The organism is Polaromonas sp., assembly GCF_013817205.1.
In the GTDB taxonomy this organism is placed as follows: Bacteria; Pseudomonadota; Gammaproteobacteria; order Burkholderiales; family Burkholderiaceae_C; genus Polaromonas.
In genome coordinates this window covers 1-26764 of the sequence record NZ_JACDDD010000054.1, presented here as the reverse complement: position 1 = coordinate 26764, position 26764 = coordinate 1, and the positions used below count along the sequence as shown (strand labels likewise).

At 62.2% G+C, this 26764-nt stretch carries 30 protein-coding genes and 1 pseudogene; 17 read left to right on the top strand and 14 right to left on the bottom strand.

Annotation, left to right across the window (positions count from 1 at the left end; translation table 11 throughout):
- Positions 1–226: 226 nt before the first annotated feature.
- The 3 genes from H0W47_RS12930 to H0W47_RS12920 form a co-directional block, all read right to left on the bottom strand.
- Entirely contained in the window at positions 227–1183 is a 957-nt protein-coding gene (locus H0W47_RS12930) for an alpha/beta hydrolase (protein WP_296924999.1), read from the bottom strand.
- Positions 1184–1393: 210 nt separating this feature from the next.
- Positions 1394–1588, bottom strand: coding sequence for a hypothetical protein (locus H0W47_RS12925; RefSeq protein WP_296924998.1), 195 nt, complete (start codon positions 1586–1588; stop codon positions 1394–1396).
- Positions 1589–1766: 178 nt separating this feature from the next.
- Positions 1767–2345 carry an NnrU family protein gene (locus H0W47_RS12920; RefSeq protein WP_296924996.1) on the bottom strand — a complete coding sequence of 193 codons (579 nt, stop codon included), beginning with the start codon at positions 2343–2345 and terminating at the stop codon, positions 1767–1769.
- Here H0W47_RS12920 and H0W47_RS12915 point away from each other — a divergent pair.
- Together H0W47_RS12915 and H0W47_RS12910 are read left to right on the top strand one after the other, a co-directional pair.
- The gene (locus H0W47_RS12915; RefSeq protein ID WP_296924993.1) at positions 2344–2493 is read left to right on the top strand and encodes a hypothetical protein; all 150 of its coding nucleotides are present in this window, start codon (positions 2344–2346) and stop codon (positions 2491–2493) included. The two genes, H0W47_RS12920 and H0W47_RS12915, sit on opposite strands and share 2 nt — an antisense overlap.
- Before the next feature lie 90 nt (positions 2494–2583).
- Positions 2584–2979 carry a response regulator gene (locus H0W47_RS12910; RefSeq protein WP_296924990.1) on the top strand — a complete coding sequence of 132 codons (396 nt, stop codon included), beginning with the start codon at positions 2584–2586 and terminating at the stop codon, positions 2977–2979.
- A 131-nt stretch (positions 2980–3110) separates the two neighbouring features.
- Here the strand turns inward: H0W47_RS12910 and H0W47_RS12905 are convergent.
- The 6 genes and pseudogenes from H0W47_RS12905 to dnaA form a co-directional block, all read right to left on the bottom strand.
- Positions 3111–3287: pseudogene (locus H0W47_RS12905) on the bottom strand (Fic family protein); the annotation flags it as partial.
- A gap of 54 nt (positions 3288–3341) precedes the next feature.
- Entirely contained in the window at positions 3342–3953 is a 612-nt protein-coding gene (locus H0W47_RS12900; RefSeq protein WP_296924987.1) for a PolC-type DNA polymerase III, read from the bottom strand.
- 40 nt (positions 3954–3993) lie between these two features.
- Positions 3994–4446 (bottom strand): DUF6036 family nucleotidyltransferase, encoded by a 453-nt coding sequence (locus tag H0W47_RS12895; protein WP_296924985.1) that lies wholly within the window; start codon positions 4444–4446, stop codon positions 3994–3996.
- A gap of 143 nt (positions 4447–4589) precedes the next feature.
- Positions 4590–7217 (bottom strand): DNA topoisomerase (ATP-hydrolyzing) subunit B, encoded by a 2628-nt coding sequence (gene gyrB / locus H0W47_RS12890; RefSeq protein ID WP_296924984.1) that lies wholly within the window; start codon positions 7215–7217, stop codon positions 4590–4592.
- A gap of 93 nt (positions 7218–7310) precedes the next feature.
- Positions 7311–8417, bottom strand: a complete 1107-nt coding sequence (gene dnaN / locus H0W47_RS12885) for a DNA polymerase III subunit beta (protein ID WP_296924980.1) — start codon at positions 8415–8417, stop codon at positions 7311–7313.
- 269 nt (positions 8418–8686) lie between these two features.
- Entirely contained in the window at positions 8687–10081 is a 1395-nt protein-coding gene (gene dnaA, locus H0W47_RS12880; RefSeq protein WP_296924977.1) for a chromosomal replication initiator protein DnaA, read from the bottom strand.
- A 323-nt stretch (positions 10082–10404) separates the two neighbouring features.
- Here dnaA and rpmH point away from each other — a divergent pair, with 323 nt between their 5' ends.
- From rpmH to H0W47_RS12845, 7 genes are all read left to right on the top strand, one after another.
- Entirely contained in the window at positions 10405–10539 is a 135-nt protein-coding gene (rpmH, locus tag H0W47_RS12875; RefSeq protein ID WP_007862708.1) for a 50S ribosomal protein L34, read from the top strand.
- A 47-nt stretch (positions 10540–10586) separates the two neighbouring features.
- Positions 10587–10997: a ribonuclease P protein component gene (locus H0W47_RS12870; RefSeq protein ID WP_296924974.1), complete on the top strand. Its 411-nt coding sequence runs from the start codon at positions 10587–10589 to the stop codon at positions 10995–10997.
- Between the two features lie 44 nt (positions 10998–11041).
- Positions 11042–11341: a membrane protein insertion efficiency factor YidD gene (gene yidD, locus H0W47_RS12865; protein ID WP_296925006.1), complete on the top strand. Its 300-nt coding sequence runs from the start codon at positions 11042–11044 to the stop codon at positions 11339–11341.
- Positions 11338–13062 (top strand): membrane protein insertase YidC, encoded by a 1725-nt coding sequence (gene yidC, locus H0W47_RS12860; protein ID WP_296924972.1) that lies wholly within the window; start codon positions 11338–11340, stop codon positions 13060–13062. Before yidD ends, yidC begins: the two co-directional genes overlap by 4 nt.
- Before the next feature lie 90 nt (positions 13063–13152).
- On the top strand, positions 13153–14601 hold the full coding sequence (mnmE, locus tag H0W47_RS12855) for a tRNA uridine-5-carboxymethylaminomethyl(34) synthesis GTPase MnmE (protein WP_296924970.1): 1449 nt from the start codon (positions 13153–13155) through the stop codon (positions 14599–14601).
- Positions 14602–14728: 127 nt separating this feature from the next.
- Positions 14729–15220, top strand: a complete 492-nt coding sequence (locus H0W47_RS12850; RefSeq protein ID WP_296924967.1) for a Crp/Fnr family transcriptional regulator — start codon at positions 14729–14731, stop codon at positions 15218–15220.
- Between the two features lie 179 nt (positions 15221–15399).
- Entirely contained in the window at positions 15400–16197 is a 798-nt protein-coding gene (locus H0W47_RS12845; protein WP_296924965.1) for a hypothetical protein, read from the top strand.
- 69 nt (positions 16198–16266) lie between these two features.
- On the opposite strand, the gene H0W47_RS12840 is transcribed toward H0W47_RS12845, so the two are convergent.
- Both H0W47_RS12840 and H0W47_RS12835 read right to left on the bottom strand, forming a co-directional pair.
- Complete coding sequence (locus H0W47_RS12840; protein ID WP_296925004.1) at positions 16267–16821, bottom strand: adenine phosphoribosyltransferase; 555 nt, start codon at positions 16819–16821, stop codon at positions 16267–16269.
- A gap of 88 nt (positions 16822–16909) precedes the next feature.
- Positions 16910–18901 (bottom strand): monovalent cation:proton antiporter family protein, encoded by a 1992-nt coding sequence (locus tag H0W47_RS12835; protein ID WP_296924962.1) that lies wholly within the window; start codon positions 18899–18901, stop codon positions 16910–16912.
- 88 nt (positions 18902–18989) lie between these two features.
- Between H0W47_RS12835 and H0W47_RS12830 the strand changes: the two genes are divergently transcribed.
- The 4 genes from H0W47_RS12830 to H0W47_RS12815 are packed head-to-tail and all read left to right on the top strand — an operon-like array spanning position 18990 to position 22093.
- Positions 18990–19982, top strand: coding sequence for an SIS domain-containing protein (locus H0W47_RS12830; RefSeq protein WP_296924958.1), 993 nt, complete (start codon positions 18990–18992; stop codon positions 19980–19982).
- Positions 19982–20581 carry an HAD family hydrolase gene (locus tag H0W47_RS12825; protein WP_296924955.1) on the top strand — a complete coding sequence of 200 codons (600 nt, stop codon included), beginning with the start codon at positions 19982–19984 and terminating at the stop codon, positions 20579–20581. Before H0W47_RS12830 ends, H0W47_RS12825 begins: the two co-directional genes overlap by 1 nt.
- The gene (gene lptC, locus H0W47_RS12820; RefSeq protein ID WP_296924952.1) at positions 20581–21267 is read left to right on the top strand and encodes an LPS export ABC transporter periplasmic protein LptC; all 687 of its coding nucleotides are present in this window, start codon (positions 20581–20583) and stop codon (positions 21265–21267) included. The genes H0W47_RS12825 and lptC overlap by 1 nt, the downstream gene beginning before the upstream one ends.
- A 49-nt stretch (positions 21268–21316) precedes the next feature.
- Entirely contained in the window at positions 21317–22093 is a 777-nt protein-coding gene (locus H0W47_RS12815; protein ID WP_296924950.1) for an SDR family oxidoreductase, read from the top strand.
- A 133-nt stretch (positions 22094–22226) separates the two neighbouring features.
- Here the strand turns inward: H0W47_RS12815 and H0W47_RS12810 are convergent, their stop codons facing one another.
- The 3 genes from H0W47_RS12810 to H0W47_RS12800 all read right to left on the bottom strand — a co-directional run bounded on the left by H0W47_RS12810 (position 22227) and on the right by H0W47_RS12800 (position 23940).
- The gene (locus tag H0W47_RS12810; RefSeq protein ID WP_296924947.1) at positions 22227–22709 is read right to left on the bottom strand and encodes an RNA-binding protein; all 483 of its coding nucleotides are present in this window, start codon (positions 22707–22709) and stop codon (positions 22227–22229) included.
- Between the two features lie 424 nt (positions 22710–23133).
- Positions 23134–23364, bottom strand: coding sequence for a zf-HC2 domain-containing protein (locus H0W47_RS12805; protein ID WP_296924945.1), 231 nt, complete (start codon positions 23362–23364; stop codon positions 23134–23136).
- Between the two features lie 9 nt (positions 23365–23373).
- Positions 23374–23940 carry a sigma-70 family RNA polymerase sigma factor gene (locus tag H0W47_RS12800; protein WP_296924942.1) on the bottom strand — a complete coding sequence of 189 codons (567 nt, stop codon included), beginning with the start codon at positions 23938–23940 and terminating at the stop codon, positions 23374–23376.
- A gap of 129 nt (positions 23941–24069) precedes the next feature.
- Between H0W47_RS12800 and H0W47_RS12795 the strand changes: the two genes are divergently transcribed.
- The 4 genes from H0W47_RS12795 to H0W47_RS12780 all read left to right on the top strand — a co-directional run.
- Positions 24070–24702 (top strand): TlpA disulfide reductase family protein, encoded by a 633-nt coding sequence (locus H0W47_RS12795; RefSeq protein ID WP_296924939.1) that lies wholly within the window; start codon positions 24070–24072, stop codon positions 24700–24702.
- A 137-nt stretch (positions 24703–24839) separates the two neighbouring features.
- A complete protein-coding gene (locus H0W47_RS12790; RefSeq protein ID WP_296924937.1) occupies positions 24840–25130 on the top strand; it encodes a DUF2282 domain-containing protein in 291 nt (96 codons plus the stop codon).
- A 24-nt stretch (positions 25131–25154) separates the two neighbouring features.
- Entirely contained in the window at positions 25155–26069 is a 915-nt protein-coding gene (locus H0W47_RS12785; protein ID WP_367265348.1) for a DUF692 domain-containing protein, read from the top strand.
- A partial coding sequence (locus H0W47_RS12780) for a putative DNA-binding domain-containing protein (RefSeq protein ID WP_296924935.1) occupies positions 26066–26764 on the top strand: 699 nt, incomplete at its 3' end. The genes H0W47_RS12785 and H0W47_RS12780, both read left to right, overlap by 4 nt.

Below are 26764 nucleotides of genomic sequence, written 5' to 3'. Positions count from 1 at the left end.
GCACTCCGGATTGAATTCGGTATTTGGATGTTCTCTTCTTCCCCCACCCGTCGGGCTGGGCCGAGGAGCGGAGCCGAAAACGGATCAGGACGAGCGATTGTCTGAGGCGCTAGCCGAGTTCGAGCTCGACCCCGTTTTCGGCGAGCACCGGCTTGTTGGCAGACCACCTGGCAGGAGCTTGCGAACACAGACCCCGGATCAAGTCCGGGATGACAAAGTTTGCGGCTTACAAGCCGAGAAACGCCCTCACCACCGCCACCGTGCGCGCCGGGTCTTCCTCGTGCGGCACGTGGCCCAGGTCGTCAAACACCACCAGCCGGCTGCCAGCGATGTCGCGCACAAACCGCTGACCAAACTCCGGCGGAATCAGGCGGTCCTGCCCGCCCCAGAGAATCAGCGTCGGTATGGCCAGCGTCTTCAAGCCGGCCACGTCACCGGTGTAACCCTGGTCCATACGCCGGCCCAGCGCCTTGCGGTTGCCTGCGCGCAAGGTCATGTCGCGGTACAAATCCACCAGTTCAGGCGTCACCTTTGACGGATTGCCATACACATTGCGCACGCTTTTCTCCACAATGCTGCGCGGCAGCGTGTACTGCGTCAGCACCCGCAGCCCCGGCGTACGTGCAATCCGAAAACCCAGAGGCAAAGAAGGCGGCTGGCTGGCCGACTCCAGCGGATACCCGCTGGCGTCAACAAGCACCAGCTTTGCCACGCTTTGCGGCAGCGCCACCGCAGTGGCCCAGGCGACCTGCCCGCCCAGTGAATTGCCGGCCAGCACAAAGCGCTGCACGCCCAGCTGGTCCATCACTGCGGTGACAAAACGCACATAAGCCTGCACCGAATAATCATCTTGCCGGTTTGGCCCGGTCAATGCAAAGCCCGGCAAATCAAAGCGGATCACGCGCCGCTGCCCGCTAAGGGCTGCGGCCCAGCCCTCCCAGGTGTGCAGGCTGGCCGAGGTACCGTGAATCAGCACGATGGGCAGCCCGTCGTTCCGCGGACCCTCGTCCCGCAGATGCACCTGCATGCCGTCGATGGCGATGAACTGGGAAGGCGGCTGCGCCCAGCGCGGCTTGAGCGCTTCCAGCGGCTGGTCCGGCGCCCAGGTCGCGATGACAAGCACGGCGCCCAGGACGAACGTACCCACCAGAAAGAAAAGCAGGGAACGAAGAAACAATTTCATGATGCGCCGCCTCGACGGGCTTGGCCCGCGAAATAAACCCGCAGCTTGCCACAGGGCCGGCCCCTGCTGCGCCTGACGTATGGGGCGGGGTGCATCACCGCAAGACCGCAAGCAGCGCCGGCGGGCCATTTCGCTATGATTTTAATAGCTGCTTACCCTTGTCCAGCAAGGGCCAGAGGCCGATTTAATGCCGAACGAAGCCCAGACGGGCTAACGCCCGGTCGCACCGCGGCGTGACTGCGACTGGTTGCCGCTGCCGATCTGGGACTCACGGTCGCTGCGGCTTTCCGGCGTGCGTTCACCTTCGTTCTTCTGGGTGGGCGCCTGTTCGCCAACCTTGTTGTGGTCGTTCGCAACCTTGCCGGTTTGAGGCGTTTGATGGTCGCGGAAATTGCTGCTCTTCATGATGGGCTCCTGTTGAAAGAGTGGTTGGGTGATCCCATTCTTTCCCCCGGCGTCCCCACGCTTGTCAGACAGCGCCGCGTGCGCAGGCACGACAACGCGCCTGAGGCCATATTGCTATGGTTTTTATAGCTGCTACCGCACGTCAGTCGGGGGCTGACCGCCGATTTGGCTGCAATCCTCAGCCGATGGGCCGGATCCCGATCAACGCGCCATGCGCCCAAAAAGCAAACAGCGCCCAGCCTGCCACACCCACCACCACCGTCGCCAGCGTGCCGGACGTGGTGCCGGGCACATACACCGTGCCGGCCGCCCGATCACGCGCCCGCGCCGCGCGAAAGCTCAGCGCCGCCCACACCAGAAAGCTGCCGAACAGCACGACGTGCGCCAGGTTGCCGTTGGCCAGCAGGTGGGCCAGCGCCCAGACCTTCACCGACAGCACCATGGGGTGGTGCAGCCGCGCCTTGATGGCGTTGCGCGGCACATAAGTGGCCGCCAGCAACACAAAGGCGATCAAGGTCAGCAAAGAGGCCAGGTGCCGCATGCCGCGCGGCGGCATCCACAGCTGCACCGGCTGCTGCCGCGCCAGGCTGAAGCCCCAGACGATTAGGACGAAGCCAATGATGGACAACACGGCGTAAACCGCCTTCCACGGCAGCTCGCCCACCCGCGCGATGGTGGCGCTGCGCCAGCCGTCGGCCACGACGCGGACCGAGTGCACCCCCAGGAAAACCAGCAGCCCGAGTAGCAGAATCATCATGACGCGTCTCCTTGATGTAAATATGCGCAATTATGGGCGTGATGTGGTGCACCAGGGCCAGGGCCGTTTTGCTATCACAATAGTAGCTGCCTACCCCCGCCAGACGGGCGCTGAGGGCCAATTTGATGCCTGGCTGGCAGGCGCCTGAGCGACACGCCATAGGGCATTGCCCTTAATTCTTAATATGTCGCTTGTGTAAACTGGGCGTCTTCCTGCCGAGTGTGAACCCCGACTTCTGATGCGCCTGCGAATTTTCCTTGTCGAAGACAGCCCCGTCATCCGCGACGCCCTGTCCGAATCGCTCGAAGAGCTGGTCGGCGCCCGCATGGTCGGCTGGGCCTGCAACGAAGCCGACGCCACAAAGTGGCTGGACGACAACCCCAGCGACTGGGACCTGGCCGTGGTCGACCTCTTCCTGCTGCAGGGCAGCGGCCTGAATGTGGTCAAAAGCTGCAGCAACCGCGAGCTGCGCCAGAAAATCGTCGTCCTTACCGGTTATGCCACCCCCCAGATGCGCCAGCGCTGCCTGGCCGCCGGCGCCGACGCCGTCTTCGACAAAGCCACCGAGATCGACGAGTTCACCAACTACGCCATCAACGAGGTGGAGCGGGTGACGGGCGAAACGCGGTACTGACAGCCGCCGGGGCCTGCCTTCAAGCCCTGGACACGGCGCACAAAGCCGCAAGACGCCCCCGACCCGCTATTATTTTCATAGCTACTGACGCACTCCCCATAAGGGCTGGTGCTCGTTTTGATGCATAAAAGTCAGCGTGTAGCATCAGGCCCAGCGCCTGCTTCTGCTTCTGCTTCGGGCCACAGCCTTGGAAAATAAAACCGCAGCGCGTGCTGCGGCACACCAAAGCGCAGCTTGCCGTGCGGGGAATTGGTCACCAAGAGGCCGCGCTTGAGCAGCGCCGTCACCTGCGCCGTGGCCAGCCGCTCGCTTTGCAGCGTTGCGGGGTGCCAAGACCCCCGACAAGCCCCCTCCCGGATCACTCACACGTCGGCGTACTTCGCCATCAATGCAGAAACGGCGGGCTTCGCGCAGCGCTGCAGCAACATCAACAAGGCGTGATCGGGCTGCCCAACCCGGTGCCGCGTCCGCAAGTCATGCTGAATCTGCCCCAGCAGCGAAGCCGCCATTTCCGCATCAGCCAGCGCCCGGTGGGCACGGCCGGCGTGAGGCAGCTGGTGGTAGTCCACCAGCACGCCCAGCTTGTGGCTGGATGCCTGGGGGTACAACCTTCTGGACACAAGCATGGTGCAGGCAAAGGGCTGCGCCGCCGCGCCACCGGCACGCGCCAGCTCGGCATGCCAGAACCTGCGGTCAAATGAAGCGTTGTGCGCCACCATGGGCGCGTTGCCGACAAAGCGGCTGGCTTCCCGCATGACCCGGGCTGCGTCCGGCGCGGCGGCCACCATCGCGTTGCTGATGCCTGTCAGGCTGGTGATGAAGGCCGGGATGTGAACGCCAGCATTCATCAGGCTCTGGAAGCGGTCCACCACGCAGCCGTTTTCAACCAGCACGATGGCCACCTCGGTGGCGCGGTCACCCATGGCGGGCGACAGGCCGGTGGTTTCAAAGTCGATGACGGCGATGCAGCTCATGGGCGGCATTCCGGCCACCGGGCCCTCGCCTGGCATGCCTTCACGGCTTTTTCAGGCCTTCAAGCGCCTCCAGATCCGCCAAGTCCTTGTGCCGGCCAACGGCCCTTTTATTGATCTTGAAGTCGTCCAGCGAAATAAAGCCTAGTTCAAGGCCATCAACAACAACAGCTAGGCGGCGCTGATAACAATCCACGAAGTCCACACCGTCAATACTCGTTAACAAGTCAATGCGCGCCGGTGGGTAACCCATCTGGATGACATGGTTGGGCGTTGTCAGATCCGCTTTGCTGATGCCGAGGCTTCCAAATCCGAATTGAGCAAGCGCCGTCAGAACCCGGTCTGCATTGCTCGCATCCGTCCCGATCCAGAAGTCCAGATCACCGGTATAACGCGGGTGGCCATACGCAGCTAGTGCGTACCCACCTACCACCAGATATTCAACCTTGTTTAAGTTGAATAACGCGGCAAACTCTTTGAAGTCTGAAGTCAACATGGGACTGTCCTTGGCTGTGCTGAAGGCGCAACGCCTCAACGGCATCAATCCGGGCCTGAACCGGCTGCGCAAGCCAATAGGCCAGGTCCCCGCCCTCCTGGACGGTATGCAGCTGGGTAAGTTTTACCGTGCGCTTCATGCTCTTACACGTCGATATTCGCAGCCCGCAGCGCATTCGTCTCAATAAAATGCCGGCGCGGCTCAACCTCGTCGCCCATCAGCATGGTGAACACGTGATCGGCTTCGATCGCGTCGTCGATCTGCACGCGCAGCAGGCGGCGCACGGTCGGGTCCATCGTCGTTTCCCACAACTGGGCCGGGTTCATCTCGCCCAGGCCCTTGTAGCGCTGGCGTGCGGTCGCGCCTTCGGCCTGCACGATCAGCCAGGCCATGGCGTCGCGGAAGGTCTCAACTTTTTCTTCCTTCTGGCGCTCGCCTTCGCCGCGCATGGCCTTGGCGCCTTCGCTCATCAGGCCCTTGAAGGTGACGGCAGCTTCCACCAGAGCGGCATAGTCGGCACCGTGCACAAAGTCTTGCGTCAGCACGCTGCTCTTGACGTTGCCGTGGTGGCGGCGGCTGATGCGCAGGATCGGTTTGTCATTGCGGGCGTCGAACTCGCCGGCCACTTCGGCTGTCGGCAACTGGGCCTGCAGCGCCATGGCAGAGCGTTCGGCGTCTTCTACGGTGTCCAGGTTCAGCGCCACGCCGTCGGCAATGGCTTTGAGCGCTTCGGCGTCCATGTAGCCGCGCAGGCGCGCAATGACCTGCTCGGCCAGCTGGTGTTTGCGCGCCAGCTCGGCCAGCGTGTCGCCGGTCAGCAGCGTGCCCTTGCCGGTCGATGGGTCTGCGCCGGTCTGTACTGCAGCGTCTTTCAGCGCAATTTTCAGCAAAAAGCTGTCGAGCGCCGGGCCGTCTTTCAAGTACTGCTCTTCCTTGCCAGACTTGACCTTGTACAGCGGTGGCTGCGCAATATAGATGTGGCCGCGCTCCACCAGCTCTGGCATCTGGCGATAGAAAAAGGTCAGCAGCAGCGTGCGAATGTGCGCGCCGTCCACGTCAGCGTCGGTCATGATGATGATGCGGTGGTAACGCAGCTTGGCAACGTTGAAGTCATCGTTGCCGGTGGTGCCGCCGGCCTTGCCGATGCCGGTGCCCAGGGCGGTGATCAGCGTCAAGATTTCGTTGCTGGTCAGCAGCTTTTCATAACGCGCTTTTTCGACGTTCAGGATCTTGCCGCGCAGCGGCAAGATTGCCTGGAACTTGCGGTCACGACCCTGCTTGGCAGAGCCACCGGCAGAGTCACCCTCGACGATATAGATTTCGCACAGTGCCGGGTCTTTTTCCTGGCAGTCGGCCAGCTTGCCGGGCAGGCCCATGCCGTCGAGCACACCCTTGCGGCGTGTCATGTCACGCGCCTTGCGGGCGGCCTCACGCGCGCGCGCGGCTTCGATAATCTTGCCCACGATGATCTTGGCGTCGTTGGGTCGCTCCTGCAGGTAGTCGGCCAGCAGCTTGCTGACGATGTCTTCAACCGGGCCGCGCACCTCGGAGCTGACCAGCTTGTCCTTGGTCTGGCTGGAGAACTTGGGCTCAGGCACCTTGACGCTTAGCACGCAGGTCAGGCCTTCACGCATGTCGTCACCGGTGACCTCGACCTTGGCCTTCTTGGCCAGCTCGGTTTCTTCGATGTACTTGTTGATCACGCGGGTCATCGCGGCACGCAGGCCGGTCAGGTGGGTGCCGCCGTCACGCTGCGGAATGTTGTTGGTGAAACACAGCACCTGTTCGTTGTAGCCGCTGTTCCACTGCATGGCGACCTCGACACCGATGTTGGTGTTCTGGTCGCTCTGGCGGTCGCCCATGGCGTGGAACACGTTGGGGTGCAAAACCGTCTTGCCCTTGTTGATGAAATTGACAAAACCCGTCACGCCACCGGCGCCGGCAAAGTCGTCTTCCTTGCCACTGCGCTCGTCCTTCAGGCGGATCTTCACGCCGTTGTTCAAAAAGCTCAGCTCGCGCAGACGCTTGCTCAAAATTTCGTAATGGAAGTCGTTGTTCTGCTGGAAGATGTCGGTATCGGGCAGAAAATGCACCTCGGTACCGCGCTTGTCGGTGTCACCCAGAACCTGCATGGGCGAGACATCGACACCGCCGACCTGCTCGATGATGCGGTTCTGTACAAAGCCCTTGGAGAACTCCATCACATGGACTTTGCCTTCGCGGCGAATCGTCAGGCGCAGCATTTTGGACAATGCATTCACGCAGCTCACGCCCACGCCGTGCAGGCCACCCGAGACCTTGTAGCTGTTCTGATTGAACTTGCCGCCGGCATGCAGCTCGGTCAGCGCAATTTCTGCCGCAGAACGTTTGGGCTCGTGCTTGTCGTCCATCTTGATGCCGGTCGGGATGCCGCGGCCGTTGTCCACCACGCTGATGGAGTTGTCCAGGTGGATGGTGACCATGATGTCGTCACAATGGCCGGCCAGCGATTCATCAATGGAGTTGTCGACCACCTCGAACACCAGGTGGTGCAAGCCGGTGCCGTCAGACGTGTCGCCGATGTACATACCTGGGCGTTTGCGCACGGCCTCCAGGCCTTCCAGGATCTGGATAGAGCCTTCGCCATACCCTTCTGATGCGCCGGCCTGGTTGGAATCTATTTTGGGCTGGAAATTGGAGCTGCCCTCAGCGCCTTCACCCGAATGAACACCTTCGCCGACAGGGCCGGGTTCAACAGGAGTGGCTTCGCTGGCTTGATTTTCTTGCGTCATAACTACGTTTTCTCAATCTCTTCAATGACCGAACCCGCTTTGGCAAGCGGGTTCGGTGAGGTGGCAGTGCATTTTTTTGTACTGTAGATACGCTTAAATTCGCATCGGCATCACGACGTATTTAAAGGCCGCATCGTCGGGAATGGTCAGCAGCGCCGAGCTGTTGGAGTCGGCCAGTTCGATCTTGACCATGTCTTGCTCCATATTGGTCAGGGCATCAATCAGGTAAGTCACGTTGAAACCAATTTCAATTGCGTCACCGGCATAGTCAATGTCGAGCTCGTCCACAGCTTCTTCCTGCTCGGCATTGTTGGACGCCACGCGCAGGGTGCCGGGCTCGATGTTCAGGCGCACACCCTTGAACTTCTCACTGGTCAGGATGGCGGTGCGCTGCAGGCTGGCCAGCAGCGGCATTCGGCCCAGGGTGATGATGTTCTTGTGGTTCTTCGGGATCACGCGGTTGTAGTCGGGGAATTTGCCCTCTACCAGCTTGGTGACAAACTCCATGCCTTCGAAGCTGAACTTGGCCTGGTTACCGGCAAACTGCATTTCAATCGCGCCTTCCTTGTCGCTGAGCAGGCGCTGCATTTCCAGCACGGTCTTGCGCGGCAAAATCACTTCCTGGCGCGGCACTTCAACATCAAGCGTAGCCGACGAAAACGCCAGCCGGTGCCCGTCGGTGGCCACCAGGCTCAGCTGCTTGCCTTCGGCGACGAACAGGATGCCATTGAGGTAATAACGGATGTCGTGCACAGCCATCGCGAACGACACCTGGTTCAGCAGCTCCTTCAGCACCTTTTGCGGCACTGAAAAACTGGGGCCAAAGTTGGCGGCTTCCTGCACCAGCGGAAAGTCTTCCGCCGGCAGCGTTTGCAGCGTGAAGCGACTCTTGCCACCCTTGAGAATCAGCTTGTTCTGTGCCGACTCCAGCGACACGGTCTGGTCGCTGGGCATAGAACGCAGGATGTCGATCAGCTTGCGCGCGCCCACGGTGGTGGTGAAGTTGCCTGTATCGCCATCAAGCTCGGCAGTGGTGCGGATCTGGATTTCCAGATCGCTGGTGGTCAGCTGCAATTGCGAGCCCGTTTTGCGGATCAGCACGTTGGCCAGAATTGGCAGGGTGTGCCTGCGCTCCACGATGCCGGCGACCGATTGCAGAACCGATAAAACTTTATCCTGAGTGGCTTTGAGAACAATCACTGTCTTAACCTCTTATTTCTTTAATTCAAATTAGTAGTAGTAGATAAGGGCAGCACGTTTCTGTGGACATCCCTATTTTCTTCTTTTTGATCAACTACTTGGCGCTTGTTTAACCATGTGGCAAGGCTCCCCTGAACCTTGCTGCCCCATATGAACAACTTTGCCGAATCCACCCGGCCTGTGGATAAGCCTGTAGTTGTGCAAAAGTTGTCCCCACAGTTGTCAGCTCAGCCTGGATACGGGAAAAAGTGGCTGAAAAAGTATTCATTTCAACCTTTCAGGGTTTGTTCCAGCACATGCAGCTGCTGATTCAGTTCGGTCATCTGCTGGCGCTCGGCCGACATCTTGCGGACAGCGTGCAGCACGGTGGTGTGGTCGCGGCCGCCAAACAGCTCGCCGATCTCCGGCAGGCTTTTCTGGGTGAGTTCCTTGGCCAAATACATGGCGATCTGGCGCGGCCGGGCAATGCTGGCCGGGCGCTTCTTTGAATACATGTCGGCGACCTTGATCTTGTAATAGTCGGCGACGGTTTTCTGGATGTTTTCAACGGAGATCTGGCGGTTCTGGATGGACAACAGGTCGCGCAGCGCCTCCCGCGCCAGTTGGATGGAGATTTCCTTGAGGTTGAAGCGCGAATAAGCCAGGATCTTGCGTAGCGCGCCTTCCAGCTCACGCACGTTCGAGCGTACGTTTTTGGCTACAAAAAAAGCGACTTCCTCGGGCATGACTGCGCCTTCGGCCTCGGCCTTGCGGATCAGGATAGCCACGCGCATCTCAAGCTCGGGCGGCTCAATGGCGACCGTCAGGCCGGAATCAAAACGCGACACCAGGCGTTCATGGATGTCGGCCAGGCCCTTGGGATAGGTGTCACTGGTCAGCACGATGTGCGACTTTTTGGTCAGCAAGGCTTCAAACGCATTGAAGAACTCTTCTTGCGTGCGGTCCTTGTTAGCGAAGAACTGGACGTCGTCGATCAGCAGCAGGTCCAACGAGTGGTAGCGCTCCTTGAAGTCGTCGAAGGTCTTGCGCTGGTAGGCTTTAACCACATCCGAGACGAATTGTTCCGCGTGGATGTAGAGAACTTTGGCAGCGGGGTTGTCGGCCAGCAGCTTGTTGCCGATGGCGTGCACCAGATGGGTTTTGCCCAAACCGACGCCGCCGTAAATGAACAGCGGGTTGTAAAGCTGGCCCAGGCTGCTGGACACATGCATGGCGGCAGCCCGGCCCATGCGGTTGGCCGTCCCTTCGATCAGGGTGTCAAAGGTCAGCGCGGTATTGAGCCGGCTCTTGAAGGGCGCGCCGGCGACTTCTTCGGGCACACCCAGACCAACCGGCTCGGACACTCCATTACCTTCAAAGCTGCGTGTCAGTGGCACAGCACGGACGGCAGCTTCGCGCTGAGCGAGCGCTAACTCCAACGGAACAGGGTGACCAGAAATTTTTTCCAGCAGGGCGGAAATCCGGCCAGCGTACTGCGCGCGGATCCAGTCCAGCTTGAAACGGTTGCCGACCTGAATGGTGACCTTGGACAGGTCAGCCGTTACTTCGGCGACCAGCGGACGGATCCAGGTGTTGAACTGCTGCTCGGGCAGTTCCTGCGCCAGATGATCGACGCAGCTTTGCCACAAGTCCTGGCTGGAACTGAGAACGGATCCCTCACGCATGGGTGGTTTGTTCTGGACAGACGCAATCGCCAGCAGGCTTGTGCTTGTGGATATTATTAATTTTTGGCACCCGTTATTGTAGTCGCGTGGCCTAGTTATCCACAAAAAGATTCCTGCGGGTTTTAACCTAGTGGGGCCGGTCTGGCCGTAGCGTGCCATCTCAGCCTTTACCGCCACTGAAGGGCCTAACTTGTTGCCAGCGTTGGGAAATCTGCGATAATCATGGGTTTCCCTGACACACCGCTGGTTTGCTCGCCGGTTTTTTACCGCCAACCACGCATTGCGGATTTTGCAAAGGGAGCTTTGTAGCCTGTAGGACCATCATGAAACGCACATACCAACCTTCCAAAGTCAAACGCGCCCGCACACACGGCTTCCTGACCCGCATGAAAACCCGCGGCGGCCGCGCAGTGATTGCTGCGCGTCGCGCCAAAGGCCGCAAGCGCCTGGCTGTATAAGCCTGTCTCCGGCTGCCGGTTGCTTTAAGCGCGGACGCCAGGCGCCAGTGCAGCGGCTTCAAACCCGACCCCAGTTCCAGGCAGTCCTTGCCGGCGCCATCGTTGCAAAAACATTGCATTTTGCATTGCACCGCAATGCACTCGATGCCATGAATGCACAGATCGTCGCCGCCAAAACCCACGCCACGCCGGACCTCTTTCCGGTGCATGACACCTGGGTCGGGGCGATGGTGCCTAAACGCTGGGCCAAACGCGCAGTGACCCGCAACGCCATCAAAAGACAGATCTACACCGTGAGCGCTGATTTTTTGCCCTCTTGTCCCCAAGCTGCCTGGGTGGTGCGCCTGCGGCGTGATTTTTCCCGCAAGGAATTTGTCAGCGCCAGCTCGGAAGCCCTCACACAGGCCGTCCGCACCGAGGTGCGGGCCCTGATGCAGGCCGCGGCGAGCGCCCCATGAGCGCCCTGACCACCTTGCGCTGCACAGCTGCTGCGATTTACCGTCTGCCGCAAAAACTCCTGGTGGGCCTGGTCAAGGGTTACCGCCTGTTGCTGAGCCCGTGGCTTGGCTCGTCCTGCCGGTTTGACCCCACCTGCTCGGCTTATTCGCTGCAGGCCTTGCAGCAGCATGGCGCCACCAAAGGCAGCTCCCTGACGCTGTACCGCCTGGCGCGTTGCCACCCCTGGTGCAACGGTGGCTACGACCCGGTGCCCTCGTCGCGGCCGGGCGCTGGCCGATTTCCCCTATTCACCCGCCTGGTCACACCCGTGACTTCGATCCCCTCTAAAAAGAAGCCGTCATGAACGACATACGCCGCACCATCCTGTGGGTGATTTTTGGTTTTTCCATGGTCCTGTTGTGGGACCAGTGGCAGCTGTTCAACGGCAATAAGGCCACATTTTTCCCGTCGCCAACGCCCGCTGCCCCCACGGCGCCAGCTGCCAAGCCAGCTTCGACGTCCGGCGTACCGGCGGGTCCTGTTGGCAGTGGTGCTGTGCCTGCGCCTGCAGCCACGCCGGGCGCCGCAGCCTTGCCAGGTGCCGTGCCGACAAGCACGCCTTCTGCCACCAAGCAGCGCCTGGTTGTCACGACCGATTTGCTGACGCTGACTTTTGACACCGAGGGCGGCACGCTGGTCGGCTCTGCCTTTCCAAAGCTGAAGGATGTTGACGGCAAGACCGACGGCTTTGTGCTGCTCGACGAAAGCGCAGCGCGCGTCTATGTGGCCCAGTCCGGCCTGATCGCGGGCGGCGGTGGCGGCAGCTTCCCGACCCACAAGACACCCATGACCGCCGTGCCCGGTGAGCGTCAGTTGAAAGACGGGCAGGACAGCCTGGAGGTCAAGTTTGAATCGGCCGAGGTCGGGGGCGTCAAGCTGGTCAAGACCTACACGCTCAAGCGCGGTGCCTACGACATCGCGGTGCGCCACGACGTGGTCAACAACGGCGCCAGCGCCGTGTCGCCGCAGCTGTACACACAGCTGGTGCGCGACGGCAACAAGCTGCCGGGCGAGTCAGCGTTTTATTCCACCTTTACCGGACCGGCCATTTACACGGAAGCGCAGAAATACCAGAAGATCGAGTTCAGCGACATCGAGAAGAACAAAGTGGATGTCGAGAAACAGGCCAGCAACGGTTTTGTGGCGATGGTCCAGCATTATTTTGCGACCGCCTGGATCCTGCCGGACGGCCTGAAGCGCGACATCTTCCTGCGCAAGGTTGACACCAACCTGTACGCCGTGGGCATGATCACGCCGCTGCAGGCGATCGCGCCCGGCGCCACCCAGTCCACCACGGCAAAACTGTTTGTCGGCCCGCAGGAAGAAAAGCGGCTCGAAGCCATTGCGCCCGGCCTGGAGCTGGTCAAGGACTATGGCTGGCTGACCATCCTGGCCAAGCCGCTGTACTGGCTGCTCGACAAGCTGTATAGCTTCATTCACAACTGGGGCTGGTCCATTGTGGCGCTGGTGGTGCTGCTGAAAATCGCGTTTTACTGGCTCAATGCCAAGGCTTATGCGAGCATGGCCAAGATGAAGGCGGTCAATCCCAAGATCATGGAAATGCGCGAACGTCTGAAGGACAAGCCTCAGGAAATGCAGCTCGCCATGATGAAGATCTACAAGGAAGAAAAGGTCAACCCCATGGGTGGCTGCTTCCCGATCATGATCCAGATCCCGGTGTTCATTGCGCTCTATTGGGTGTTGCTGAGCTCGGTGGAGATGCGCAATGCGCCGTGGATCCTGTGGATCAAGGACTTGTCTTCGCCGGATCCCTTCTACATTCTGCCGCTGTTGATGACAGCGACGACCATGCTGCAGACAGCGTTGAACCCGACACCGCCGGACCCGATGCAAGCCAAGCTGATGTGGTTCATGCCGCTGATCTTCAGTGTGATGTTCTTCTTCTTCCCGGCGGGTCTGGTGCTGTACTGGATCACCAACAACATCCTGTCGATTGCGCAGCAGTGGGTCATCAACACCCGCATGGGCGTGCCGCCGCAGTTCAACCTGCCGAAGTTTAAGTAACCCCCCGAAGCGTCTTCGACGCCTCCCCCCAGGGGGCGACGCCTGCGGCCCGGCAAAGCCGGTTCCGCGGTGTCTCTGGATAATGGCCCTATGCTAGCGCGACACCACGATCCGATTACGGCTATTGCGACCGCGCCAGGGCGCGGAGCGGTTGGCATCGTGCGGCTGTCGGGCAAGGGCCTGGCCGATGTGGTTGCGGCCATCTGCGGCAAGCCGCTGCAGCCGCGCCACGCTACGTACCTGCCTTTCCTGGACGCAGACGGACAGGTCATCGATCAGGGTCTGGCGCTTTATTTTCCTGCGCCACATTCCTACACCGGCGAAGACGTTCTGGAGCTTCAGGCCCATGGCGGGCCGGTGGTGCTGCAGCTGTTGCTGGCGCGTTGCCTCGAGGTGGCGGCAGAAAACGATAGCGACACGGGGCGGCCGCGCTTGGCAGGCCTGCGCCTGGCCCAGCCGGGGGAGTTCACAGAGCGGGCCTTTCTGAACGACAAGATCGATCTGGCGCAGGCCGAGGCGATTGCCGACCTGATTGACGCCAGCACCGAAACGGCGGCACGTTCGGCGGCCCGGTCGCTCTCGGGGGAGTTCTCAAACGAGGTGCATGTGCTGCTGGAGCGTCTGGTGCACCTGCGCATGCTGGTCGAGGCGACGCTGGATTTTCCGGAAGAGGACATCGACTTTTTGCACAAGGCCGATGCCCGGGGCCAGCTGGAGCGGCTGCAACGTACGCTGGCTGGCGTGATGCAGCGAGCGCAGCAGGGCGCAATTCTGCGCGAGGGCATCAAGGTGGTGATCGCCGGGCAGCCGAACGCTGGCAAAAGCTCGCTGCTCAATGCGCTGGCCGGCGCCGAACTGGCCATCGTCACGCCGGTGGCCGGCACCACGCGTGACAAGGTGTCGCAACTGATACAGATCGAGGGCGTGCCCCTGCATGTGGTGGACACGGCAGGCTTGCGTGACAGCCTGTTGCCGGAGGTCGACGAGGTAGAAAAAATCGGGATCGCGCGTGCCTGGGGTGAAATCGAGAGCGCCGACGCGGTGCTTTTCCTGCATGACCTGACGCGCCAGCACACGCCCGAGAACGAGCGGGTCGCGCGAAGCTATCGGGCCGACGACGCCGCCATCGCACAGGTTCTCGCAGCCAGGTTGCCCAGCCATATTCCGGTGATCGATGTCTGGAACAAATCGGATGCAGCTGGTGAGTCCGCTGTAGCTGCCGCGACGACGGGTGTAGTGATCTCGGCCAAAACCGGTGAAGGCCTGCAGCAGCTTCGCCAGCAACTGCTGCAGCTGGTGGGCTGGCAGGGCGCGCCCGAGGGCGTGTTCATGGCGCGCGAGCGACATGTGCGCGCTTTGCGCGAGGTGGATGCGCAGCTCACACGCGCTGTTGCCCAGCTTCGCGCGAAGGTGCCGGCGCTGGACCTGCTGGCAGAAGACCTGCGCCAGGCGCAAAACGCGCTCGGCCGCATTACCGGCGAGTTCACGCCCGACGATTTGCTGGGCGAGATATTCTCCAAATTTTGTATCGGCAAATAGGCCGGGTTATTCCCCCTCTGGAGAACCGATTGCGGCGGGTTACGGTTTTCCCCTCGATGTATCAGCTGTAAGCTTGCGTTAATGTCCCTTGCTGCAGCGGGCGTTGGCGGCGTATCTTCCGTGCATCATGAATGCACCTTTACCCACCCCTCTGCGTTTTGAAATCCAGGGCCTGGCCACTGCCATGGCGCACAGTCATGCCAGCGATGCATTGCGTTGCCAGTTCACGCCACAACAGTGGGACATTCTTGCAGGCTACATGCAGCCCTTTGCCATGCAGCAGGGCCAGGTGCTGATTGAACAGGGATCGACCGACCAGACCCTGTACTTCATTGAAAGCGGCTCGCTGAGTGTTCATTACGAGGACGACAAGGGGCGCGTGCGGCTCGCGCTGGTTGGTGCCGGAACGGTGGTCGGCGAAGGCGCTTTTTTCGCGCGCATGCCGCGCAATGCCACCGTGCAAGCGTCCAACGCCAGCAAGGTGTGGTGCCTGACGGCACTGCGCTTCAAGGAACTGTCAAACCGCCACAGCCCGATTGCCCTTGAGCTGACACTGGCCATGGGCGGTGTGCTTGCCAAACGCCTGTACAACCGGCCCAAGCGCGTGGCCGTGACCTGACAGCTTTGTCGCGGTGTTCTGGTGGCGTATTAACGGAAAAGCGTGACTTATTGCAGGCATCTGCGTCGCTTGTGCTGGGCCGGTGCCAACTTGGTCTTCGAGACCGGCGACAGATGCCGAAGGACAAGTAAACTACTTTGATCGCCGCCTGTCGGCCATCGTTTTTCAGGCGGGTGCTCATGTCGATTTTCAATTGGTTTTCCGGCAAATCCGGCGCAGACCATCAGGCAGCAACCAGGGCCCCGTCGGACAGCGGCACCTCGGGATTGACGCGTGACAAGCCGTGGGCACCGGGGTCGTCCAGGCCGGTGGCCGACGAGGTGCGCGGTGGCACGCAGAGGTCGCAGCGCCACGCCAAGCGTGAGCTTCTGTACACCGCAGTGCGCGAGGCCATGATCCGCGCGGGCGTGCTGTCCGGCGCCTACAAATTCAAGGTGCTGTCCCTGGATCCGCGTGGCGAGCAGTTCATGGTCATGGTGGACCTGGCGCAGGAGTTTAGCGCGCAAGCCGAGCGGCTGGCCGAAATGGAAGTGATGATTGCCCACAGCGCCAGGTCGCGCTACGACATCCGCGTTACGGCGGTCTACTGGCGCTTCAATGAGCTGGTTTCAGTGGCCCGGCCGGCGGGCGCCGCCCCGCAGGGCAACAGCCGTCCCGCCCCGCTCTACCACGCCGACGCAGCGCCGGTGCCTGCCATCCCTGCCCAGCCCGCACTGGTCACCTTGCCGGAAGTCGCCCCCACCGCCGAAAAGGCTGCCGTCAAGCGGTATGAGCCGATCCAGGCTGATGAAGTCGCGGCCTTCAAGCTGGCGCTGGCCGCCGCTTCGGCCCACGGGGTGCCCGCTGAAGCCTCGGTGCCGGGCCGCAGCGTGCCGCGCTCCTACACATTGTTGACAGGGTTTGAAGACACCGAGATGCCCGACTCGCCGGCTTTGGTGCCCGCGTTGAGCGCCACCCAGTACGGTGACCTCAATTAGGCATTAAAAAGGGCCTCAGCCCTTGCTGTACAAGCGCAAGCAGCTATTAATTTGATAGCAACTCACTACTCAATGCCCGGCGAAATCCAGCAGCGTGAACAGCGGCAGGCCTGATTCCCTCAGACGTGCTGAGCCGCCGAGCTCGGGCAAATCCACTATCGCCGCGCCCTCCATCACCGTGGCGCCGAGTTTTTCCAGCAGCTTCTTGCCTGCCATCATGGTGCCGCCAGTGGCGATCAGGTCGTCAATCAGCAGCACCCTGTCGCCGGGTTTCACTGCGTCAGTGTGCAACTCCACCGTGGCGCTGCCGTATTCCAGTTCGTAGGTTTCCTGCACGGTGGTGAAGGGCAGCTTGCCCTTCTTGCGAATCGGCACGAAACCGACGTTGAGTTCATAGGCCACCACGGCGCCGAGGATGAAGCCACGCGCATCAAGGCCTGCCACCACGTCGGGGCGCAGGTTCTTGTCCATGTATCGGTGCACAAAGGCGTCGATCAATACGCGAAACACCTTGGGGTTCTGCAGCAGCGGCGTGATGTCGCGGAACTGCACGCCCGGCGCCGGCCAGTCGGGCACGGTGCGGATGTGGTTCTTCAGGTACTGGTTGACCGACTGGTGGCTCAGATCATCGGACAGTGGGGGTTTCATGGCGATCCGGAAAATGGGCGGGCCCTCATTTTGCCTTGTGAGGCGCGCAGGTAGTGGCGCGGGTTCACAGACGTCCGCTGAGCAGTTTTTCTTCGGCCATGGCCAGCGCCTCGGGCTTGCCGGACAGTACCAGCGCATCGCCACCTTCCAGCAGCGTCTCGTCGTCATGGCTCGTCGCTCGGCCGTCGCTGCGCCGCAGGCTGACGACCCGCACGCCCATCGCATGCAGGGCCATGGCGCTCAGCGCCTGCCCGGCAACGCGCGTGCCCAGCGGCAGCGTGAGAGTAGCCAGGCGCTCCTGGTCCACTTCGTTGATGCTGTTGTCGTCGGCGCCGTGAAAGTAGCCGCGCAGCAGGCTGTAGCGCGCATCGCGCTGCTCCTGCACCACCCGGATCACGCGGCGCATGGGCACGCCCACCAGCGCCAGCGCGTGGCTGGCCAGCATCAGGCTGCCTTCGATGGCTTCGGGCACCACCTCCGCCGCACCCGCGGCCTGCAACTTCTCCAGGTCGTGGTCGTCCACCGTACGCACGATCACCGGCACCGTGGGCGCATGCGCGCGGATGTTGGCCAGCACCTTCATGGCACTGGCGGTGTCCAGATAGGTGACAACCACGGCGCTGGCGCGCGCCAGGCCGGCTGCCATCAGGGCCTGCAGCCGCACCGCGTCGCCAAACACCACCGAATCGCCGGCCGCTGCCGCCTGCCGAACCCGGTCCGGGTCCAGGTCCAGCGCCATGTAGGGAATGCCTTCGCCATCGAGCATGCGGCCCAGGTTCTGCCCGCAGCGGCCGTAGCCGCAGATGATCACGTGTTTGTCGACATTGATGGACTTGCGCGCGATGCTGGTCATCTGCAGCGACTGCTGCAGCCATTCGCTGCTGACCAGGCGCATCACGATGCGGTTGCTGTACATGATGATGAAAGGCGTGGCCAGCATCGACAGCACCATGCTGGCCAGGATGGGGTTGAGCAACTCTGGCGGGACCAGACTGTTGTTCTCGGCCAGCGTCAGTAGCACAAAACCGAACTCCCCGGCCTGCGCCAGGTACAGCCCGGTACGCAGCGACACCCCGGCGGTGGCGCCCAGTCCGCGCGCGAGGGCGGCCACCAGCAGCAGCTTGAACAGCACCGGCACCGTCAGCAGCAACAGCACCAGCGGCCAGCGCTCCAGCACCAGGCGCCAGTCCAGCATCATGCCAATGCTGATAAAAAACAGGCCCAGCAGCACATCATGGAAGGGGCGTATATCGGTTTCCACCTGGTGCTTGAACTCGGTTTCGGAGATCAGCATGCCGGCGATGAAGGCGCCCAGCGCCAGGCTCAGGCCGGCCAGCTCGGTCAGCCAGGCCAGTGCCAGCGTGACCAGCAGCAGGTTCAGCACAAACAGCTCTTCGCTTTTGCGTCTGGCCACCAGCGTCAGCCACCAGCGCATGACACGCTGGCCGCCAGTCAGCAGCAGGCCGACCAGCACCGTGGCCTTCAGCCCGGCGATGGCCAGCGCCGTCAACAGCTCATCCGGCGGGGAGCCCAGCGCGGGGATCAATACCAGCAACGGCACCACGGCCAGATCCTGGAACAGCAACACGCCCATCACGCGTTTGCCGTGTTCGGACTCCATCTCCAGCCGCTCGGACAGCAGCTTGACCACCACAGCCGTGCTGCTCATGGCAATAGCGCCTGACAGCGCCAGCGCGGTTTGCCACGACATGCCCCACAAGGTGGGCGCCAGGGTGGCGAGAAACAGCGAGCCCACCGTGGCCAGCACAATCGTCAGCAGCACCTGCAATAACCCGAGGCCAAACACATGGCGGCGCATTGAGCGCAGCTTGGGCAGGTTGAACTCCAGCCCGATCACAAACATCAGGAACACCACGCCGAACTCGCCCAGGTGCCGCACACCATCCGCGTCTTCCGACAGGGCCAGGGCGTTGGGGCCGATCACCACACCCACGGCGAGGTAGCCCAGCATGGGCGGCAACTTGAGTGATCGGCAGACGACCACGCCGAGCACGGCGGCCAGCAAATACAGCAGGGTCAGTTCGAGCGCACTCATGCATTGATGGTAGCTGATGGCCGCCGGCCCGCAGGGGGGCAAAACGCCCTGGACGGCCGCCTTGCAGAGCGCTCTATAGAATGCGTGCATGAGCTTTGATCCCGTGAATTTTGACCCCGCGCAGGCGCTCGCACTGGCCCACACCACCTTTGAAATCGAAGCCGCTGCCGTGCTGGGTCTGAAAAACCGGGTGGGCCCCGAGTTTGGCCGTGCCGTGCAACTGGTGCTCAACTGCGGGGGGCGGGTGGTGGTCATGGGCATGGGCAAAAGCGGCCACATTGGCCGCAAGATTGCCGCAACGCTGGCGTCTACCGGCACCCCGGCGATGTTTGTGCACCCCGCCGAAGCCAGCCACGGCGACCTCGGCATGATCACTGGCGCCGACGTGTTGCTGGCGGTCTCCAACAGCGGCGAAGTGCAAGAACTCACGGGCATCCTGCCGGTGATCAAGCGCCAGGGCGTGCCGCTGCTGGCCATGACCGGCGGCAAGCAGTCCACCCTGGCCCGCCATGCCGACGTCGTGCTCGATACCAGTGTTGAAAAGGAAGCCTGCCCGCTGAACCTGGCGCCCACTGCCAGCACCACTGCGCAGCTGGCCATGGGCGACGCGCTGGCGGTGGCCCTGCTGGACGCACGCGGCTTCAGGGAAGAAGACTTCGCACGCTCCCATCCGGGCGGCGCGCTGGGTCGCAAGCTGCTGACCCATGTCAGCGACGTCATGCGTACCGGCGAAGCCGTGCCGGCGGTGGGCCGTCACACCAGCTTCACGGAATTGATGCGCGAAATGAGCAACAAGGGCCTGGGCGCTTCGGCGGTGGTTGACGATACGCGCCGCGTGATGGGTATCTTCACCGACGGCGACCTGCGGCGCCTGGTTGAAAAAGGCACGGACCTGCGTGCCCGCACCGCCGAAGAGGTCATGCACCCGGGGCCGCGTACCTTGCACAGCGGTGCGCTGGCGGTGGAAGCAGTGACATTGATGGAGCAATATCGAATCACCAGCGTGCTGGTGGTGGACGACAACGGTGTCCTGTGTGGCGCGCTCAACAGCAACGACTTGCTGCGCGCAAAGGTGATCTGATGAGCCCCCACGTTCCTGCCCTGAACTTTGCGCCCGAGCTGCTGCTGCGCGCGCAGGACGTCAAGGTGGCGTTTTTTGATGTCGACGGTGTACTGACCGACGGCGGACTTTATTTCGGCGAGTATCCGCAAGGCGATGCGCGCGGCATGCAGCAGGACGGCCCCACGGGTGGCGAAACCCTCAAGCGCTTCAACACGCTTGACGGCCACGGCCTGAAGCTGTTGCAGCGGGCCGGCATCACCCCGGCTGTGATCACCGGTCGCGACAGCGTGGTGCTGCGCTCCCGGCTGCATGCCCTGGGGGTGACGCACACGCATTTCGGCACCGAAGACAAGCTTCCCGCGGCCCTGATCACCTTGAAAGAGCTCGGCCTGGACTGGACCCAGGCGGCCTTCATGGGCGACGACTGGCCTGACCTGCCGGTGATGCGTCGCGTCGCCTTTGCCTGCGCGCCGGCCAATGCGCACGTGGAGGTCAGGGCCAACGCGCATCACGTCACCCAGGCGCGCGGCGGCGACGGTGCGGTGCGTGAGCTGTGTGATCTGCTGATGGTTGCCAGCGGCCGTTATGCCGGTTTGCTGCAGGAGGTTACCCGCTGATGGCCACCACTCGCCGCTGGCCCTTGCCGGGCGTTGCAACCGACTGGCGCCGCACACTTGATCGTGTATCCCGCGTCTGGGAGCGCACGTCCATCTACATCCCTGTGTTGCTGATGGGGCTGCTGGCCCTGGGCACCTACTGGCTGGTCAGGAATACACCTGCAGCCCTGCCCGCAGAAGGTCAGCGTGCGGTCAGCAGCGAGCCCGACTACTACATGCGCAAGTTCGGCATCAAGACCTTTGACGAAGCCGGCCAGCTCAAAAGCGACGTCAGCGGCACCGAGGTGCGCCACTACCCCGATACCGAGACCCTGGAGATCGACAAGGCGCTGATTCGCAGCTACAACGTCGAGGGCCGTCTGACGACTTCAACGGGCGACCGCGCCCTGACCAACGGTGATGGCTCCGAAGTCCAGTTGATCGGCAACGCCCGTGTGGTGCGGGACGCGTCAGTCACGGCGGATGGCAGGGAGTACCAGCGGCTTGAATTCCGCGGCGAATTTCTGCATGTGTTTGCCAACGAGGAGCGCGTCAAGTCGCATCTGCCGGTGGTCATCCGGCGTGGCCGGGACGAGTTCAAGGGAGACACCTTTGCCTATGACAACATGGATCGGGTGGCCGACCTGAAAGGGCGTGTCAAAGGCGTGCTGGTTCCGCGTAACGCCCCTGCCAGCGCAGCGCCCTAGCCCGATAGGGGTTGCGCCATAGCGCGCCCCGGCAACCGAGGAGCATCCCATGACCAGGCTTGTTTTCATTACCGGGGCATCCAGTGGCATTGGCCAGGCGATGGCCCTGCGGTTTTACCAGGCGGGCTACCGGCTGGCGCTGGTGGCGCGGCGCACGGCCGACGTCGAGGCCTGGGCCCGGTCGCGGCAGCTGGCTGCACACAATTATCAAATTTACTGCGCCGACGTGTCCGTGCCGGACAGCATCGTCGCTGCGGGCCATGCCTGCATGGCCGCGCAGGGCGTGCCCGATGTGGTGATCGCCAATGCCGGCATCAGCATGGGCATGGACACCGCCGTGCGGGAAGACCTGGACGTAATGGCGCAGACCTTTGCGACCAACAACATCGGCCTGGCGGCGACCTTCCACCCCTTTGTGGGGGCCATGGTGCAGCGCGGCTCCGGCACACTGGTCGGCATTGGGAGCGTCGCCGGCATTCGCGGTCTGCCCGGGCACGGCGCCTATTGCGCCAGCAAGGCGGCAGTGATCGCTTATTGCGAAAGCCTGCGCGGCGAGTTGCGGCCCACCGGCGTGAAGGTGGTGACGATCTGCCCCGGCTACATCGACACGCCGCTGACGCAGAAAAACCGCTATGCCATGCCCTTCCTGATGCCGCCTGATGTGTTTGCTGATAAGGCCTTCAGCGCGATAGCGGCCGGCGTCAGCTACCGCGTGATTCCGTGGCAGATGGGTGTGGTGGCCAAGTTGCTGCGCCTGTTGCCCAATGCGCTGTTTGATCGTGCGCTGGCGGGCCGGCCGCGCAAGCACCGGCAGGGCGGTGGCTGAACGGATGCTATAAAAGTCATAGCTGGATACGCCCGCGGGACGGGGGCTGGAAAGCAAAAAGGCTTCAAAACAGAAGTTCTGAAGCCTTTTGAGCGCTCTTCAGCCCAAGGCTGAAGGGAATAGGTGCAAGGGCTTAGTAGCCGCCGCGGCCACCACCACCGCCCCCGCCACCACCGCCGCGACCACCGCCGCCGTAGGGGCTGCGAAAACCGCCGTCGCTGCCGCCACCGCCGGAACGGCCGCCGCCACCGCCGCCGTATCCACCCCCACCGCCGTTGCCGCCGCCGCCGTAGCCCCCACCACTACCGCCGCCGCCGCCATAACCACCACCACCACCGCCAAAGCCACCGCTGCGTGGCGGGCGGGCTTCCATGGGGCGTGCTTCATTGACGACAACGCTGCGGCCGCCCAGAGGCTGGCCGTTCATGCCGGCAATTGCGGCCTGTGCTTCGGCATCGCTGCCCATCTCGACAAAGCCGAAGCCCTTGGAGCGGCCGGTGTCGCGCTCCATCATGACTTTGGCGCTGGTGACAGCGCCAAACTGGCCAAAGGATTGTTGCAAGTCTTCGTCGCGAACCGAGTACGGCAGATTGCCGACATAAAGTTTGTTGCCCATGCAGGGACTCCTCTAAAACACAATGACAAAAGCGATGGAGTCCCGATAGCACAACACATCTCAAACGTACCGCTGTAGCGCGCGAAACTGACCGATCACCCAACCTGTGCGGGTACTTGCCCGCGCGCTCATATTATGCGGCGGGCAGGGAGAAAACAAGCCCGCACCGTTTCAGCCGGACCCGTCAAACCCGCGTCAATCGGGGCTGCGCGGGGGGTTTTGCCCCGGCAAGCCCTATGTGGCACGCCATCCCCTATCTGATGCGCCTGTGCCTCCCCGGTCATCGGCCAGAATGACGTTGCATACTGCGGCAAACAAGACAAGTTTGCGCACACTAGCATGTGAGGGTACCGGACTGCGCCGCCAGCTCGGGAGACGCGTTACAGAGGTTTGCTTTTACGTTTATATACAAAAATCCGGGGCTTCAAGGCCGGTTGGAGTCTCGCTTGTTGCCGCTCTCATCGGACGTCTGGCGCCACCGCGCCATGGCCTGACGCATGGTCAGTATCTGGTTTTCAAATTGGGGGCAGGCCTTGCAGGCCATCAGATGCAGGCGCAGGGCCATCGTATCGGGCAGGCTCAATGCCCGGTCTTCGCGTGCCACCAGCAAGGCAGCGGCCTCTTTGCAGCTACGTCTCAGAAGTGTGAATTTCATGCCGGCCATTCAGCGGGGGGATGAGCCAAACCAGTGGATGGCCAGGCATTCGCGCAAACGCAGGCGCGCACGGTGCAATTGAACATAGAGGTTGGTCGGCGTCAGGGACAGTTCCTTACAGACTTCTTCGCAGGACAGCTCCAGCCATTCACGCATCAGGAACAGGCGGCCCAGCGCCGGTGGCAGCCGTTCCACGCAGGCGTCGAGGACCTTGAAAAACTGGCTTTGCGCCAGGGTCTGCTGCGGATCGCCCCAATTCTGGGGCGGGCTCGCGAAGTGGCCGTCGGGCTGGAACACGAGCTTGTCGAGTTCATCGGCCTCCTCATCGACGCCGCGATCAGGCCGTGACACCTCGCGGGCGTTGCTCCGGATCAGGTCAATGACCTTGTGCTTGAGAATCCCGACCAGCCACGTCTTGAGCTGCGAGCGGTTGCCGAAAGACTGCGGCTTGGACAGGGCCGCCAGCAGCGTTTCTGATACGGCATCTTCGGCCCAGGCATCGTTGCGCAGCTGCAAGCGCGCAAAACGCATGAGGTAAACCCGGTGCTCAACCAGTTGTTCTTCGAAGGTGGCCATCGATCGCGAGTCTAGCCGCATGGCACAGGAGGAGGCAAAAAAATCGCAGAAATACCCGTAAGGAATCCCCGCAGTCGGCGACCAATCGTTGCCATCAAGTTGAGGCCACCACATACCGAGGACACCATCATGGGCCATACCTGTCACATTTCACAAGTCACTGTCCGCCAGGGTCTGCCCCGTTCGGGCCGGAGCCTTGTAACCTTGGGCGCGTTTGTCTTCGCGCTTGGCCTGGGCGCTCCGCTGCACGCGCAAACACCGCAAACACCGCAAACATCGCAAACATCGCAAACATCGCAAACATCGCAACCTCCCCTGCCGAAGACGCCAGCGGCAGCGGTCGCAACGCCGCATATTGAAGGCAAAACGTTGGAGGGCAAAGCCTTTGCCCTGCCTTCGCTCAAGGGCAAGGTGGTGCTGGTGTTGTACTGGTCGACCGGCTGCGCCGTCTGCCGCGACAAGATGCCGGAATTGCGCACCAACTACGAAGGCTGGGCCGGCAAGCCCTTTGAGCTGGTGGCGGTCAACACCGACGCGCGCATCAAGGACATGCAGGACTACGAAAACATCATCTCGCGCACCGTGCCAACCCGGCAGCGTTTTGTGCAGCTCTGGGCCGGTGACAGCAGTTATCGCGACAACCTCGGCAAACATGCGCAGTTGCCGGCGGGCTACCTGATTGACAAATCCGGAAAAATCGTCGAGCGTTATACGGGCCGCATCCCGCCTGAGGCCTGGGACCGAATTGCCGACCTGCTGTAAACGTGCGCTTTTTGACGGGCATGCGAAAAAATTCTGTAAGAACGGCGGCGCCGGACAGACCAAGCCTCAACCAGTCAGACAAGTGTTCTGCGCTGGTTGATTTTTAAACTGTGCAAACCCTTGATTGGAGATTTCAAATGAACCAACGCGCCATGATTGCTGCTGCGGCAGCCTCCCTGCTGTCCACCATGCTCGTCGCTACGCCCGCCGTCGCCCAGGAAAAGGAAAAATGCTACGGCATCGCCAAGGCCGGCCAGAACGATTGCGCCAACCTCGCCGGTACGCACTCGTGCGCCGGGCAGTCCAAAGTCAGCGACGATGCCGGTGAATGGAAATACGTGGCCAAAGGCACTTGCGCCGGCATGAAGGGCATGACTGCCGAGCAGGCCAAGATGAAAGCCAAGCCGATGATGGACAAAAAGAGCTGATCGCCTTTCGGCGGAAACCATGAGGTGAAGCGGCAGATGCTGACCATGGACCGCTTCGCCCACGCCACCAATGCGGCGCCCACTGGCACTGGCATTGGCTGGCGGCATCCGCATTATGCGGAGCTGCTCCAGACGCTTCCCGCTCTTGATTTTCTGGAAGTGCATTCCGAAAATTTTTTCGGTGAGGGCGGTGCCGCACTCCAGGTGCTGGAGCAAGCCCGCGCGACTTACCCGGTGAGCCTGCACGGGGTCGGTCTGGCGCTGGGCTCGGCCACCGGCGTGGACCCCTGGCACCTCGATCAACTCGCGCGCCTGGCAGAACGAATCGAGCCGGTGCGCATCAGCGACCACGCCTGTTTCGCGCGGGCGCATGTCAAGGGCCGGGATGTACATGCCGGCGACCTGTTGCCCATCCCTTTCAACCAGGAATCGCTGGACGTCTTCTGCCGCAATGTCCAGCAGGTGCAGGAGCGGCTCCAGCGGCCCTTGCTGGTTGAGAACCTGTCGGCCTACCTGACGCTGTCCGGCAGTGACCGCAGTGAAACCGATTTCCTCCGCGAGCTGGTGCAGCGCACCGGTTGTGGCTTGCTGGTGGACGTGAACAATATTTATGTCAATGCACTCAACGTCTGTTTGTCGACTGGAGAAAACGCGCCCGAGCCGGTGAACGCGTGCCGGCACTGGCTGGACCAGCTGCCGACGGAAGGCGTGGGTGAGATCCATCTGGCCGGCCACTGCGTGATGGACGACATCGTGATTGATGATCACGGCAGTCGCGTGCCAGACTCGGTGTGGCAGCTGTATGCCCATGCCATCGCGCGGTTCGGCGTGCGGCCCACGCTGATCGAGTGGGACACCGCCATCCCGCCGCTGGATGTGCTGCTGGACGAAGCCGAACGTGCGCGCAGGCTGAACCAGCCAGCGGAGGTGTCGGCATGAGCGCCGCCACCGGGCTCGCGGCGCAGCAGCAGGCACTGCTGACGGCGCTGCTCCAGCCGCGGCAAGCGGATGCTATAAAAACAATAGCTACCCACGCTTATTCGGCGGGGGCAAAAGACCAAAAGCATCTTGAACGCGGACTGCAAGCCTACCGCAGCAACGGCCACGCGCTGGCGCAGCGTGCACTGGCCGCTGCCTATCCGGTGGTGGCAGCGTTGATGGGAGCGGAGAGCTTTGACGGCGTGTCGCGTCACTTCTGGCAACACTCGCCGCCCGCGCGCGGTGACATGGCCCAGTGGGGCGACAGCTTCGCGGACTTTATCGAATCGCTGGACGATCTTGCGCGCGAGGAACCCTATCTGGGCGACGTAGCGCGTGTCGAATGGGCGCTGCATGTGGCCGCCACCGTAGCCGATGGCGAGGTGGACCTGGAGTCGCTGGGGCTGCTGCAAACGGCAGACCTGGTCGCGCTGACATTGCGGCTGTGCCCCGGCGCCAGGGTCGTGCCCAGCGCATTTCCCGTGGTCAGCATCGTGCAGGCGCACGTCGGCGACACGCTGTCGCTGGAGGTCGCCGGCAAACGCCTGCGCAACCGTGTGGCTGAAACCGCGCTGGTCTGGCGCCAGGGCCTGCAGCCTGCACTGCGGCAGGCGCAGCCTGGTGAGGTGGCGTTCATAGCCGCGCTGCAACAGGGC